This is a genomic window from Paraburkholderia sp. PGU19 (genome assembly GCF_013426915.1).
Taxonomy (GTDB): domain Bacteria; phylum Pseudomonadota; class Gammaproteobacteria; order Burkholderiales; family Burkholderiaceae; genus Paraburkholderia.
On sequence record NZ_AP023179.1, the window covers coordinates 2697723 to 2710940 of the forward strand.

General features: G+C 65.0%; 14 protein-coding genes and 1 pseudogene. 9 read left to right on the forward strand and 6 right to left on the reverse strand.

Annotated elements, in window-relative coordinates:
• Positions 1-2 precede the first annotated feature (2 nt).
• Complete coding sequence (locus H1204_RS12270) at positions 3-1850, reverse strand: autotransporter assembly complex family protein (RefSeq protein WP_180728516.1); 1848 nt, start codon at positions 1848-1850, stop codon at positions 3-5.
• Positions 1851-2157: 307 nt separating this feature from the next.
• Between H1204_RS12270 and H1204_RS12275 the strand changes: the two genes are divergently transcribed.
• The 4 genes from H1204_RS12275 (at position 2158) to panD (ending at position 4813) form a co-directional block, all read left to right on the forward strand.
• Complete coding sequence (locus H1204_RS12275; RefSeq protein ID WP_180728517.1) at positions 2158-2343, forward strand: DUF3460 family protein; 186 nt, start codon at positions 2158-2160, stop codon at positions 2341-2343.
• Positions 2344-3216 (forward strand): ScpA family protein, encoded by an 873-nt coding sequence (locus H1204_RS12280; protein ID WP_180728518.1) that lies wholly within the window; start codon positions 2344-2346, stop codon positions 3214-3216.
• A gap of 358 nt (positions 3217-3574) precedes the next feature.
• A complete protein-coding gene (panC, locus tag H1204_RS12285) occupies positions 3575-4408 on the forward strand; it encodes a pantoate--beta-alanine ligase (protein WP_180728519.1) in 834 nt (277 codons plus the stop codon).
• An 18-nt stretch (positions 4409-4426) separates the two neighbouring features.
• Positions 4427-4813, forward strand: a complete 387-nt coding sequence (gene panD, locus H1204_RS12290; RefSeq protein WP_007588587.1) for an aspartate 1-decarboxylase — start codon at positions 4427-4429, stop codon at positions 4811-4813.
• Between the two features lie 60 nt (positions 4814-4873).
• Here panD and H1204_RS12295 read toward each other — a convergent pair whose 3' ends face one another.
• Complete coding sequence (locus tag H1204_RS12295; RefSeq protein ID WP_180730945.1) at positions 4874-5533, reverse strand: ParA family protein; 660 nt, start codon at positions 5531-5533, stop codon at positions 4874-4876.
• Positions 5534-5758: 225 nt separating this feature from the next.
• Between H1204_RS12295 and H1204_RS12300 the strand changes: the two genes are divergently transcribed.
• The gene (locus H1204_RS12300; protein WP_180728520.1) at positions 5759-6178 is read left to right on the forward strand and encodes a PaaI family thioesterase; all 420 of its coding nucleotides are present in this window, start codon (positions 5759-5761) and stop codon (positions 6176-6178) included.
• 100 nt (positions 6179-6278) lie between these two features.
• Here the strand turns inward: H1204_RS12300 and H1204_RS12305 are convergent, their stop codons facing one another.
• Both H1204_RS12305 and H1204_RS12310 read right to left on the reverse strand, forming a co-directional pair.
• On the reverse strand, positions 6279-6713 hold the full coding sequence (locus H1204_RS12305) for a DoxX family protein (protein WP_180728521.1): 435 nt from the start codon (positions 6711-6713) through the stop codon (positions 6279-6281).
• Between the two features lie 122 nt (positions 6714-6835).
• Positions 6836-8292, reverse strand: a pseudogene (locus H1204_RS12310) (cobyric acid synthase).
• Positions 8293-8453: 161 nt separating this feature from the next.
• Here H1204_RS12310 and cobU point away from each other — a divergent pair.
• The 4 genes from cobU to H1204_RS12330 are packed head-to-tail and all read left to right on the forward strand — an operon-like array spanning position 8454 to position 11862.
• The gene (gene cobU, locus H1204_RS12315; RefSeq protein WP_180728522.1) at positions 8454-9002 is read left to right on the forward strand and encodes a bifunctional adenosylcobinamide kinase/adenosylcobinamide-phosphate guanylyltransferase; all 549 of its coding nucleotides are present in this window, start codon (positions 8454-8456) and stop codon (positions 9000-9002) included.
• The gene (gene cbiB / locus H1204_RS12320) at positions 8999-9940 is read left to right on the forward strand and encodes an adenosylcobinamide-phosphate synthase CbiB (RefSeq protein WP_180728523.1); all 942 of its coding nucleotides are present in this window, start codon (positions 8999-9001) and stop codon (positions 9938-9940) included. Before cobU ends, cbiB begins: the two co-directional genes overlap by 4 nt.
• A 3-nt stretch (positions 9941-9943) precedes the next feature.
• Positions 9944-10945 (forward strand): threonine-phosphate decarboxylase CobD, encoded by a 1002-nt coding sequence (gene cobD, locus H1204_RS12325; RefSeq protein ID WP_180728524.1) that lies wholly within the window; start codon positions 9944-9946, stop codon positions 10943-10945.
• A 5-nt stretch (positions 10946-10950) separates the two neighbouring features.
• A complete protein-coding gene (locus tag H1204_RS12330; protein ID WP_180728525.1) occupies positions 10951-11862 on the forward strand; it encodes a cobalamin-binding protein in 912 nt (303 codons plus the stop codon).
• Positions 11863-11868: 6 nt separating this feature from the next.
• Here the strand turns inward: H1204_RS12330 and cobC are convergent, their stop codons facing one another.
• Together cobC and H1204_RS12340 are read right to left on the reverse strand one after the other, a co-directional pair.
• Positions 11869-12459 (reverse strand): alpha-ribazole phosphatase, encoded by a 591-nt coding sequence (cobC, locus tag H1204_RS12335; protein WP_180728526.1) that lies wholly within the window; start codon positions 12457-12459, stop codon positions 11869-11871.
• A complete protein-coding gene (locus H1204_RS12340; protein ID WP_180728527.1) occupies positions 12444-13193 on the reverse strand; it encodes an adenosylcobinamide-GDP ribazoletransferase in 750 nt (249 codons plus the stop codon). Before H1204_RS12340 ends, cobC begins: the two co-directional genes overlap by 16 nt.
• Positions 13194-13218 lie beyond the last annotated feature (25 nt).

A 13218-nucleotide genomic window follows, 5' to 3' on the forward strand; every position in this document is an offset into this window, starting at 1 on the left:
TGTCAGAACGCGATACCGAGCGTCAGATACGGCCGCACGCTGCGGTTGCGCGTGCCGTACGCGATATCGATGTTGACCGGGCCGACGGGGCTGCGCCAACGCGCGCCCACGCCAACGCCCGGATAGAAGACTTTCTCGCCCCACGCGTCGGTGGCCGTGCCGATGTCGAAGAACGCGGCCGCGCCCCAGTCGCGGTTGAACCAGTGCTGATATTCGGAAGTGGCCGTCACGAGGTACTTGGTCGGCAGAATCGAGCCGCCGACGTTGTTACCGATGCTCTGATACCCGTAGCCGCGCACCGAGTTCGAGCCGCCCGCGCGGAACAGCAGCGACGCGGGCACGCCGCTCGACGGCCCGCTCGTGAACACGCCGCCCAGCTCCGCGCGAAACAGGACGAGGTCGCGCGCGCCGACGGGCACGTATTGCTGGCCGCGCGCATAGCCGCGAATGAAGGTCTGGTCGGTCGCCACGCCCTTGACTGCAAAGCCCGCCTCGACGCGAATCAGGTTGCCCGAGCGAGGAAACAGCGGGTCGTCGGTATTGCGGCGGGTCCATGACCACGCGGGCACGAGCGCGCGGCTCGTGGTCGGCGCCTGGGTATTCTGGTCCAGCCTGTCCTGGTAGTAGAGCAGCGAGTACGCGTAGTCGATGTACTGCGAGGTCCGCGTGCGCTGCACGCCCGCTCGCAAGCTGTAGATGCGCGTGTCAGACACGTCGGTGCTGGTGTACGACACGAGCGCGCTGTTGGTCCAGCCGCGCGCGCCCGGCGGCATCGCAAGCGTCACCTGGCCGTACTGCTGGATCTGGTCGAGCCGGCCAGCGACGGTAAACGGCCAGGCCGCGCCAAACGTGTCGAGATACGAATACGAGCCCTGCACATGCGCGCCCGTGTCCGTCGAATAGCCGACGCCGCCGCGCACGCTGTTGTACGGAAACTCGCTGACCTTGACGTGCAGGGGGGTGTCGAGCGGCTTTTCCGTGTCGTTGCCGACATCGATCGCGACGCTCGCGTAGTACGGCGTGTTCTGCAACTGGCGCTGCAGCTCGGTCACGCGCTGGACATCGTAGACTTCGCCCGGCGAGATCGGATTCACGTTCCTGACGATACGTTCGGGATAGCGCCGCGTGCCCTCGACGTCCATCTGGCCCATCGTGAACGTGGGGCCGCTGTCGTAGGTGACGGACAGCTTCGCGTCGTGCGTGCGCGGATCGATTCGCGCTTCCGAGCGCGCGATCTTCGCGCCCAGATAGCGGCGCGACTGGAGCGCCTTGAGCGAGGCTTCCTTCGCGTCGTCCCAATCCGACTGCGTGAACGGTTCACCCTCGTGCAGCGAGAACGCAAAGCGAGTCTTGTTTTCCTGCTCGGGGTCTTCCGTCAGCACGGGGCCGCGAAACGACAGTGAAATCGACGAAATGGTCGTGCGCGGGCCGGGATCGACAGAGACGCGCACCACCTTTTTGCCGTCGATGGTGCGCACGTCGGTTCGCACGACGGGCGTGAAATAGCCTTGCGTCGACGTCAGATCGCGCACCTGCTGCGGCGTCGCCGTCACGAGAAAGTCGAATTGCTCGGGGCTGATGTCCTCGCGTTTCGCGAAGCGGGAAATGTCCAGATGCTCTTCGAGCAGCTTGCGCAACGAGCGCGGCTCCGCTTCCACGTCGACCTCGTAAGTCGGCTTCGCGCGCGCGGCATGGGCGTGCGTCGTGACGAGCAGCAGCACGCAGAACCCGCACGACAGACATGCACGCAGCAGCATCGCCGCAAACGATGCGCGCTGCATCACGCGACAGCCCGTCACGGTGCTTTCGTTGCGATGCTTGCGCGACCGCTCGATGGCCCACCCCGCCAAACACGACCTCCGGCTCTTATTGACCATTGTTGAAGAATGCCGACACCCGGCCCGCCTGGGCGCAGGGGGAACGAGCGCTATTTGAACACATCGGCGGCGCCGCGCCATTTACGGGATACGGCGCTGCACGTGGCCCTGCAACGGCACGGTGCAACGGGCGCCCGCCTTGGACGCCGCCGGCCGCCCACGGTTCCGCCGACTTTTCGCTTGGGGCTGGCGAGCTTGCGGTAAAATCCTGTTCTGCACGAGCGGCCCCGCGTCATCAGCACATCGGGGCGCCGTCATCTTCATTCACGGACGTCGAGCCATGTATCAATCGGATATCACGCAGTTCCTGAATCAACTGAAGCAGCAAAAGCCCACTCTGGAAGAAGAGCAGCGCCGCGGCCGCTCGCTGCTGTGGGACAAGCAGCCGATAGACCTCGACGAGCGTGCATCCAATCAGGAAGCACGCGTGAAGCAGAACTCGTACGTCTACTACCAGAACTTCTAAGTGACGACCGCCGACGAGGCCCGCGCCGCTTCGGGACAGCCCGACGCAGCGCTCGCCGCGCCCGCTACCGACTCGACGCCCAACACCGTCGACGGCATCGCTTTCGCTCGCCTGTACGGCGAGCCGCTGTTCAAGCTGCCGCAGGATCTCTACATCCCGCCCGACGCGCTCGAAGTCTTTCTGGAGACGTTCGAAGGCCCGCTGGATCTGCTGCTGTACCTGATTCGCAAGCAGAACTTCAACGTGCTCGACATTCCGATGGCCGAAGTCACGAACCAGTATCTCGGCTATGTCGAACAGTTGCGCAAGACCAATCTCGAACTCGCCGCCGAATATCTGCTGATGGCCGCGATGCTCATCGAGATCAAGTCGCGCATGCTGCTGCCCGTGAAGAAGGCCGACACGGGCGACGAAGCGGAAGACCCGCGCGCCGAACTGGTCCGCCGTCTGCTCGAATACGAGCAGATGAAGCTCGCGGCGCAGCGTCTGGACCAGTTGCCGCAACTCGGACGCGATTTCCTGCGCGCCGAGGTGTATATCGAGCAAAGCATCACGCCGCGCTTCCCCGACGTGAACACGGACGACCTGCGCTCCGCGTGGGCCGACGTGATCAAGCGCGCGAAGCTCGTCCAGCATCACAAGATCTCGCGCGAAGAGCTGTCCGTGCGCGAGCACATGAGCGTGATCCTGCGCAGGCTGCAGGGCGCGCGCTTCATGGAGTTTTCCGAACTGTTCGACACGACGCGCGGCGTACCCGTCGTCGTCGTGAACTTCATCGCGATGCTCGAACTGTCGCGTGAATCGTTGATCGAGATCACGCAAGCCGAGCCGTTCGCGCCGATTTACGTGCGGCTGGCCTATCTGCCGGCCTGACAGGCTGCCGGCCGCGCGCGGGGACGTCATTGCAGCACGCCTTCTTCCCGCTGTCGCAGCCGTTCACGGAACCGAAACGAAGCTTTCCGGACGCCGTACCGCATGGCCTCGCGTGGCTTACCCAGCCCGCGCTGCGTTTCAATATCCGGAATTCCAGGCGTTTACCCCGCCGCCCAAACTCGGTGCAGCACGACAATAAATCCACTACAATCCCGCGCTCGAAGCCAGCCTGCCGGACGGCCTGCGCCGGGCTTCAGATGGATTTCCCGAAAATGCGCGCACCGTCGCGTGAACGAGACAACCGCGAGCCTCGCTGCCGCCTGCCGGCGGTCGGCGTGACTCACAACATCGCCCGATCATGAAAGTCATCAGCTCGATCCAGGAATTGCGCGACCAGTTGCGCGGCCAGAACCGCACCGCCTTCGTGCCGACGATGGGCAACCTGCACGAGGGCCATCTGTCGCTGATGCGCCTCGCGCGCCAGCACGGCGACCCGGTGGTGGCGAGCATCTTCGTGAACCGCCTGCAGTTCGGACCGAACGAAGACTTCGACAAGTATCCGCGCACCCTCCAGGACGACATCGACAAGCTGCAGAAGGAAAACGTCTACGTGCTGTTCGCGCCGACGGAGCGCGACATGTACCCGCAGCCGCAGGAATACCGGGTGCATCCGCCGCATGATCTCGGCGACATCCTCGAAGGCGAGTTTCGGCCCGGCTTCTTCACGGGCGTCTGCACGGTCGTGATGAAACTGATGTCGTGCGTGCAGCCGCGCGTCGCCGTGTTCGGCAAGAAGGATTACCAGCAGTTGATGATCGTGCGCGCAATGACCGAGCAGTTCGCGCTGCCGTGCGACATCATCGCCGCCGAAACCGTGCGCGATGCCGACGGCCTCGCGCTCAGCTCGCGCAACCGCTTTCTGAGCGAGGCCGAGCGCGCCGAGGCGCCGATGCTCGCCGTCGCGCTCGCCCGCGTGCGCGAAGGCGTGCTGTCGGGCAACCGCGACTTTGCGAAGCTGGAGCAGGAAGCTGTGGCGTCGCTGGCTGTGCGCGGCTGGAAGCCCGACTACATCGCGATCCGCAAGCGTTCGAACCTCGTCGCGCCCGCCGCGCACGAGCTCGACGCGCCGCTCGTTGTGCTCGCCGCCGCGAAGCTCGGCGCGACGCGCCTGATCGACAACCTTGAAATCTGACGCCCAGAAGGATTAGCCATGCAACGCAACATGCTGAAGTCGAAGATTCACCGCGCAGTCGTCACGCACTGCGAACTGCACTACGAAGGCTCGTGCGCGATCGACGAGAACCTGCTCGAAGCGGCGAACATCGTCGAAAACGAGCGCATCGACATCTGGAACATCAACAACGGCGAGCGCTTCTCGACGTATGCGATCAAGGGCGAGCGCGGCAGCGGCATGATCTCGCTGAACGGCTCGGCGGCGCGGCGCGCGCAACTGGGCGACCTGGTGATCATCGCGGCGTTCGCGAACGTCGACGAGGAAGAACTGAAGGCGGGCTGGAAGCCCGATCTGGTGTTCGTCGACGAAAACAACGTGATCAAGGGCAGCCGGGACCACGTGCCGACGCAAAGCTGGAGCTGATCGCTCCCGCTGCCTGAATCATCTGCACGACATCACTAAAGGCGCTTGCGACAAGCGCCTTTAGTCTTTCTTGCCGCCCCCCTTCCCGTGCGCGGCCTTCCCGTCGACCCACGACGTGATCGACGCCCACTGCTCCAGATCTTTTTCGACCCGGCTCTTCGCGACGTCCCACAGCGTCAGGCCGTGCGCCGCGAGCTGCACGTAGTTCTGCGTGTCGCGCAGATAGCCGAGCACGGGCAGATCGAGCCCTTCGACGAAACGATGCAGCTGGTCCGCCGACTTCGTGCGCGCGTCCACCCGCATGCCGACGACGCCGATTTCGATTGCGCCCTTGCGCACGGCTTTCTCTTTGGCGAGGCGCTCGAGAAATTCTTTGGTTGCGAGAATATCGAAGATGGACGGCTGCAGCGGCACGATCACCTTGTCCGCCAGCGACAACGCCACATTCAGCCGGTTGCCGTGCAGTCCGGCAGGCGTGTCGATCACGGCCTGCTCGAGGCCTTTGGGCGGCTTCGCCGGCGCATCGGGGTCGACCTCCCAGGTTTCGATGGCCGGCAGGGTTTCCGGACGCAGATCGAGCCATGCGTGCGCGGACTGCTGCCGGTCGAGATCGGCGAGCGCGACCCACTGGCCTTCCGCCGCGAAATAGCCAGCCAGATTGGTCGACAGCGTGCTCTTGCCCACGCCGCCCTTTGGATTCGCCACCACGATCACCGTCATGAATTCTCCCGGGAAGATGGCTGGCGCTGGCCAGCCGGTTTGCCGCTCGACTTCCGGCCCGCCCGCGCGTTGCGGCTCGCGGCGACGGTCCGTGCCGTTCCGTTGCCTGTGCACGCGGCAGGGCCGATTGGTTCCAGGCGTTGATAATATCGGCAAAACCCGTCCGGCCGAAGTCCCTACGCGCTTGAGGGACGCTTCCAGCCCCTTTTTTCGAGAATCATGACCATGAGCAAACTTCGCAGTGAATACACGATCGACCGGCTTCACGAACGCCAGAAAGGCTCGCTGCCGGGCTTGCTGGGCGTGCGCGTCACGGGCCTGGAAGAAGGCGTGCTGACGGCCGAACTGACCGTGCGCAGCGAATTGCTCGCGCCGAACGGCTACCTGCACGCGGCCACCGTGATCGGACTCGCCGACACCGCCTGCGGCTACGCGTGCCTCGCGCATCTGCCCGACAACGCACGCAATTTCACGACGATCGAGCTGAAGAGCAATTTCCTTGGGACTTCGACGGAAGGGACGATCCGCGCCGTTGCAAAGGCCGTGCACCTGGGCCGCAGCACCCAGGTGTGGGACGCGACCGTGACGGCACCCGACGGCAAGACGATGGCGCTGTTTCGCTGCACGCAGATCGTCTTGTACTGAGAGTTGATGCACTGAAATGACAAAACGGCGCGAGGCGGAAATGCCTGCGCGCCGTTTCAATTGTTGGCTGGCGTTGCTGCGCCAGCCGTCTGCTGAAAGATCAAGCCGCCTTGCGTGCCTGCCCGATCGACGCCGCCTTCACGCCGCCCACTGCATACAGCCCATTGCCGAGCAGCGACTGAACGATGAGCGTGACCGCCCAGAACGCCGGGTACTCCCAGCCGCCATGCGGCGACGCGAAGCCCCAGCCGTTCGGCAGATGCACCGACAGCGCGCCGAGCATGAACGGCAGCAGCACCAGCGCGACCCAGCGGACCTGCACGCCGAGCAGCAGTGCGATGCCGCCGGCCAGCTCGACGAAGGCCGTCAGATAGCCGAGCCAGCCCGGATAACCGATCGATTGGAAGAATTGCGCCGTGCCCGGCAGCGTGAAGACGAAGATTTTCTGCAGGCTGTGCGCCAGGTACAACACGGCTAGCGCGACGCGCAGGATCGTGGCGGCAAGCTCGGGTTTGCTGTCGACGGACGGGTTCATGTCGGTTCCTTGGGATCGGGTTTGACCGCGCGGAATGCGCTGTCGATGGAACGGACTTTATTCGAACCGATGCGTAGGAAAAATCGTCTTGGCGGCTTAGATTAATTCCTGTTGAGAACGAATCAACCGACGGCCGCCCACAACCGCTTCAAGTCGAGATGTTCCGCGAGCGTATCGGCGAGGCGCTCCAGCGACGCTTCCCGCAGCGCCGGATAGTCGATCGCCTCGGCTTCCCTCAACCCCGCCCACGCGAGCAGCGACGCGCACGCGGCGGGCGTGTCGAACAGGCCGTGCACGTAGGTCGCGAGAATCTGGCCATCGGCGGAACGGGCGCCGTCGGGGCGCAGGCCGCCCGTCTCGTCGGCGAGCAACAGCGCCGGCGCATCGAGCGCGAGCCCTTGCGTTTCGCCCATGTGAATCTCGTAGCCCGCAATCGCGGCAGCCTCAGTCGCGAGGCGTCCCGTCACGTTCTTGAGCGTCTTCTCGCGCGTGAGCGTCGTCGAAAAGTCGAGCCAGCCGAGCCCGGCCACCGTCGCGGGCGGTCCTTCGACGCCATACGGGTCCGCCACTTCGCGCCCAAGCATCTGCATGCCGCCGCATATGCCGATCACCCGCCCACCGTAGCGCAGATGCCGTTGCAGCACGGCGTCCCAGCCCTGTGCGCGCAAAAATGCCAGATCCCCTGCACGTTCTTCGAGCCGGGCAACATGATCAGATCCGCGGGCGGCGGCGTGCCGCCCGCGCGCACGTAATGGAAATCGACTTGCGGATGGGCGCGCAGCGCATCGAAATCCGTGTGATTGCTGATGTGCGGCAGCACGGGCACGACGACGCGCAGCATCTCCAGACCTTCCGCATTCGCCGCCCGCAACTCACGCGGCAGCATGTCTTCGGCATCGAGCGTAAGGCCATGCAAATAAGGCACGACGCCGAGCACGGGCTTGCCCGTCTTCGCCTGCAGCCAGTCGAGCCCCGGCTGCAACAGGCTCACGTCGCCGCGAAAGCGGTTGATCACGAAGCCGCGCACGCGCGCCTGCTCGGTCTCAGACAAACAGGCGAGCGTGCCCGTCAGATGCGCGAACACGCCGCCTCGATCGATGTCGGCGACGAGCACGACGGGGCAATCGACAGCCTCCGCGAAACCCATGTTCGCGATGTCGCGCTCGCGCAGATTGATCTCAGCGGGACTGCCCGCGCCTTCGACGAAGATCGTGTCGTACGACGCCTTCAGCCGCGCGTACGATTCGAGCACCGCTTCGAACGCGATGGGCTTGTAGTCGTGATACGCGCGCGCATCGAGATTCATGCGCGCCTTGCCGTGGATGATCACCTGCGCGCCGCGGTCGCTGGTCGGCTTGAGCAGCACGGGGTTGAGGTCGGTATGCGCGTCGATGCGCGCGGCCACCGCCTGCAATGCCTGCGCGCGGCCGATCTCGCCGCCGTCGACGGTCACTGCGCTGTTGAGCGCCATGTTCTGCGGCTTGAACGGCGCGACCCGCGCGCCCGCGCGCCGCGCGAGACGGCATAGACCGGCGACGAGCGTGCTCTTGCCCGCATCGGATGTCGTGCCTTGAATCATCAGCGTGCCGCGCGGCACATCGAGCGATTCAGACGAAGCGTCGGGAATGGAAGCCACAGGGTGCGCGAACAGGGTGAGAGAGGAAGCCCGCATTATCCCATCGCACTCGTGCTGCCGCGCTTGAACGATGGGACAGTCGGTACAGTCGGTACAATCACGCGATGATTTCCCGCGACCTCACCTTCGTCCTCGGCGGCGCGCGCTCGGGCAAGAGCCTGCACGCCGAACACCTCGCGAGCGCGAGCGCGTTGCCCGTGACCTATGTCGCGACGGCGCGCATTGGCGACGACGAGTTCGCTGCTCGCGTCGCGCGTCATCGCGAACGACGGCCCGCGCAGTGGGCCTTGCTCGAAGCGCCGCTTGATCTGCCACAAGCGATCGCGTCGATCGATCAGCCGGAGCACTGCGTGCTGATCGACTGTCTGACCTTGTGGCTCGCGAACCTGCTCTGCCCTGCCGACGGCTCGCCGCCGCTAGCCGATTACCTCGACCGTTTCGCCGCGCTCGAAACGACGCTCGTGCGGGCGCGCGCGAAGATCATCGTCGTCAGCAACGAGATCGGCCTTGGCGTCGTGCCGCTCGGCGCGACAACGCGTCTGTATGTCGACGAACTCGGCCGACTGAACCAGCGCATTGCCGCGATTAGCACGCAAGCAACGATGATGGTCGCGGGCCTGCCGCTGCAACTGAAACCCGCGAGCCACGCATGATGCTGCTGTCCTTGCCGCTTGTCGCGACGCTCGCCACGGCAGCCGTCGCCGTCGACAAATGGCTCGGCGAACCGCGCCGCGCGCATCCGCTGGTCGGCTTCGGCAAGCTCGCGGCGAAGCTCGAAGCCGCGTTGAACACGGGCCGGCGCGGCCGGCTGTTCGGCATTCTCGCGTGGCTGCTTGCCGTCGCGCCGCCCGTTCTGATCGCCACATGGCTCGTGCTGACGCTGCCGCTGATCTGGTCGTGCGCGCTGCATGTCGCGCTGCTTTACTTCGCGCTCGGCGCGCGCAGCCTGCACGATCACATCGAGCCGATCGGCCGGGCGCTCGCGAAACGCGATCTCGCGCAGGCGCGCGTGTTGACGGCGCGCATCGTGTCGCGCGAAACATCGCACGCGGACGAAAGCGCGCTGTCGCGTGCCGCCGTCGAGTCAGCATTGGAAAACGGCAACGATGCAATCTTCGGCGCGCTGTTCTGGTTTGCGATTTTCGGCGGTCCGGGCGCGCTGGCGTTTCGTCTCGCGAATACGCTCGATGCGATGTGGGGTTATCGCACGCCGCGCTATCTGCGCTTCGGCTGGGCGGCCGCGCGTTTCGACGATGTGCTCAACTACGTGCCAGCGCGGCTGACCGCCCTCAGCTACGCGCTGCTCGGTGACACGCGCACCGCGCTGCAATGCTGGCGTGAACAGGCGCCGCGCTGGGACAGCCCGAACGCGGGACCCGTGATGGCATCTGGCGCGGGCAGCCTCAATGTGCTGCTCGGCGGCGCAGCGGTCTATCACGGCGTGATAGAACAGCGTCCGACGCTCGGCGCAGGTCACGCGGCCAGCGCGCAGCATATCGAGGCGGCGCTGATACTGGTCGAGCGCAGCGTGATCCTGTGGCTCGCCATGTTCATCGCGCTCGCGCTGCTGAGCGTGCCGTTTCAGAGTTAGACGATGACGCAAACCATTCAGCACGGCGGCAATCTGCATGAAGCGGCGCGCCGCTATGAGATCCCTTATGACGCGTGGCTCGATCTGTCGACGGGGATCAATCCGCACGGTTACCCGGTGCCGCCCGTTCCCGCCGATGCATGGCGGCGTCTGCCCGACAACGGCGACGGCTTCGCTGAACGTGCAGCACGTTACTACGGCGCGCCGGACGCATCGCATGTGTTGCCTGTCGCGGGAAGCCAGGCGGCGATCCGCGCGCTGCCTCATCTGCTTCGACAAGGCACGGTCGGCATTGCGCCGCTGACGTATGGCGAATACGCGCCTGCGTTTGCGCGCGCCGGACATCGCATCACGACACTCGACGTCACACGTTTGGCGCTGCCCGACGACATCACGCATGCCGTCGTCGTCAATCCGAACAATCCGACGGCCGAGCATCTGCGCGCCGCGACGCTGCTGCGATGGCATGAAACGCTGAGCGAACGTGGCGGCATGCTGATCCTCGACGAAGCATTCGCCGATGCGATGCCGTCCGAGTCGCTTGCTGCGCAGACGCATCGCGAAGGACTCGTCGTGCTGCGCTCGCCTGGCAAGTTCTTTGGTCTCGCGGGCGGGCGCGCGGGCTTCGTGCTGGCGTGCCCTTCACTGCTCGAATCGCTCGATGAAACGTTGGGTGCATGGACCGTCAGCGGCCCGGCGCGCCATGCCGTCAGCGCCGCATTCGCTGATACAACATGGCAGCACGACATGCGCGCGCAGCTTGCAGGGGAAAGCGCCCGTCTCGTTGCGCTGCTGTCGGCGCACGGCTTCATCGTGCATTCGACGCCGCTCTTCGCATGGATCGCCGACACGCGCGCCGCGCAACTTCATGATGCGCTAGCAAAGCAAGGCGTCTGGACACGCTTCTTCGCCGATCCGGCGAGCGTGCGCTTCGGCCTACCGGCAACGGAAAACGAGTGGACTCGCCTTGAAACCGGTCTGCATCACGCGATGACGGCGCTATAAGAACGATGCGACTTTCCCGCTCACTTCGCGCACTAACCGCAAGCTGCACGCTCGCCATCACAGCGCACGCGCATGCGGCCATCACCGTCGTCGACGACACAGGCGCGACCGTCATGCTAGCGCAGCCCGCGCAACGTGTGATCAGCCTCGCGCCGCACGTCACGGAAATGATTTACGCAGCGGGCGGCGGCGCGAAGCTCGTCGGCGCAGTCGCGTACAGCGACTATCCGCCCGCAGCGAAACAGGTGCCGCGCGTCGGCGACAACAAGTCGCTCGATCTCGAACGCATCGTCGCGTTGAAGCCCGATCTGATTGTCGTGTGGCGGCATGGCAATGCGCAGCGGCAGACCGACCGGCTGCGCGAACTGCACATTCCGCTCTACTTCAGCGAGCCGCATCGACTCGACGATATCGCCGTATCGCTGACGAAGCTCGGCACGCTGCTCGGCACGTCGTCATCCGCCGACGCGGCGGCGCGCACTTATCGCGACGAGATCGCGCGGCTGCGCACGCGCTATTCGACGCAGCCAGTCGTCAGCGTGTTCTATCAGGTATGGGACGAGCCGTTGATGACACTTAACGGCGAGCACATGATCAGCGATGTGATCGCGCTATGCGGCGGACGCAACGTGTTTGCGAAGCTCGAACCGCTGGTGCCGACGGTATCGACGGAAGCGGTGCTAGCCGCCAATCCCGAAGCGATCGCCACGGCCGCGCCCGGCGCGACGCAGCCCGACCGCCCGCTGCCGTCGCTCGACAAATGGAAAGCATGGCCCGGCATGACGGCTGTGGCGCGCAATAACCTGTTTGCGATCGACGGCGATCTGATCAATCGCCCCGCACCGCGTCTCGCGCAAGGCGCGGCGCAACTGTGCGAAGACCTCGACGTCGCGCGCTCGCGCCGCGCGGGCCACTAAACGACGTCACGCGTTCCAGCGCACGATCGACCATTGCTGATTCGTGTCGTCGCGGCGCAACCAGACGCAACCCGCCATATCGATCGACCATGTCAGGCAGCGCTCCACGGGCAACCCGAGCACGGTCGCCGCGATCACGCGCATCACGCCCGCGTGCGTGACGACATACGCCGGCGTCAATTCGCGCGTCTGCTGGAATACGTCGAACCACGCGCGCACGCGGCTCACGAACTGCTCGACGCTTTCACCGCCATGTGCGCGCGCGCCTTCGAAATCCTCAGCCCACGCATCGAGCAACGCGCGATCGATATCGTCCCAACGTTGCAACTCCCACGTGCCGAAGTCCATTTCCTTCAGACTGTCGTCCACGCTATACGCGCAACCGAAATTCGCGGCGAGGGCGGTCGCAACCGTTGCGCAGCGAGTGAGCGGACTCGACAGCAGCACGCGCGGCGCGGGCACCTGCAAGGTCGCGAGACGCACGGCGACGGCAGCCGCCGACGCCTCCGGCGGATCGGCGAGCGCCACGTCGCTCTGGCCGTAGCACACGCCCTCTTGTACGGAAACAGCCGGGTGTCGGATCAGAACGATATCCATGCGAGTCCCACCAGGTAGATGGCCAGTTCGAAGATCTGCTGCGCAAAGCCCAGGCAATCGCCCGTATAACCGCCGATGCGTCTGACGAAATAGCGCCCCAGCATGAAACGCAATACGACGAGCACGAGCAGCGCGATGCAACCGGCACGCCACTGCGGCCAGAACAGCCACGGCATACCTAGAAAGATAGCGCAGCCAAAAGCATTGCGTGACATGCGCTGCGCAACGGGCTTGGCCTTGCCTTCCGCCCGCACGTAGTCGAGTGTGACGAGATAGCTGATTGCGCAGGCGCGGCTCGCCGCATGCGCCGCGATCATCAGCCACGCCGCATAGAGCGGCGGCAAGGCGGCAAGCGTTTGCCACTTCAATGCAAGCGCGACCATCAACGCAATCGCGCCGAATGCGCCGATGCGCGAGTCATGCATGATGCGCAGCGTATCGTCGCGTGTATAGGCGCCGCCGAACGCATCCACGCAATCGGCCAGCCCGTCTTCGTGGAATGCGCCCGTGATGAGCAGTGTCGTCGCCATCGACAGCAACACGGCGACGCCCGGCGGAAAGATGCGCAGGGCAGCTATGTATACGATAGCGCCCGCCGCGCCGACGAGTGCACCGACCAACGGAAAGTAACGCGCTGCCGCGTTCAGATAATGCGGCTCGTAGCCGACCCAGCGCGGCACGGGCACACGCGTGAAGTAGCCGAGTGCCGTGAAGAAATAACGCAGTTCATTCATCGCTGGTTCGACGCATTTTTTTCAT

Bases quoted from the DNA above. Each gene is read 5' to 3' on its own strand.
- H1204_RS12275 (WP_180728517.1), top strand. From the start codon at position 2,158: ATGTATCAATCGGATATCACGCAGTTCCTGAATCAACTGAAGCAGCAA.
- panC (WP_180728519.1), top strand. From the start codon at position 3,575: ATGAAAGTCATCAGCTCGATCCAGGAATTGCGCGACCAGTTGCGCGGC.
- panD (WP_007588587.1), top strand. From the start codon at position 4,427: ATGCAACGCAACATGCTGAAGTCGAAGATTCACCGCGCAGTCGTCACG.
- H1204_RS12295 (WP_180730945.1), bottom strand. From the start codon at position 5,533: ATGACGGTGATCGTGGTGGCGAATCCAAAGGGCGGCGTGGGCAAGAGC.
- H1204_RS12300 (WP_180728520.1), top strand. From the start codon at position 5,759: ATGAGCAAACTTCGCAGTGAATACACGATCGACCGGCTTCACGAACGC.
- H1204_RS12305 (WP_180728521.1), bottom strand. From the start codon at position 6,713: ATGAACCCGTCCGTCGACAGCAAACCCGAGCTTGCCGCCACGATCCTG.
- cobU (WP_180728522.1), top strand. From the start codon at position 8,454: ATGATTTCCCGCGACCTCACCTTCGTCCTCGGCGGCGCGCGCTCGGGC.
- cbiB (WP_180728523.1), top strand. From the start codon at position 8,999: ATGATGCTGCTGTCCTTGCCGCTTGTCGCGACGCTCGCCACGGCAGCC.
- cobD (WP_180728524.1), top strand. From the start codon at position 9,944: ATGACGCAAACCATTCAGCACGGCGGCAATCTGCATGAAGCGGCGCGC.
- H1204_RS12330 (WP_180728525.1), top strand. From the start codon at position 10,951: ATGCGACTTTCCCGCTCACTTCGCGCACTAACCGCAAGCTGCACGCTC.
- cobC (WP_180728526.1), bottom strand. From the start codon at position 12,459: ATGGATATCGTTCTGATCCGACACCCGGCTGTTTCCGTACAAGAGGGC.
- H1204_RS12340 (WP_180728527.1), bottom strand. From the start codon at position 13,193: ATGAATGAACTGCGTTATTTCTTCACGGCACTCGGCTACTTCACGCGT.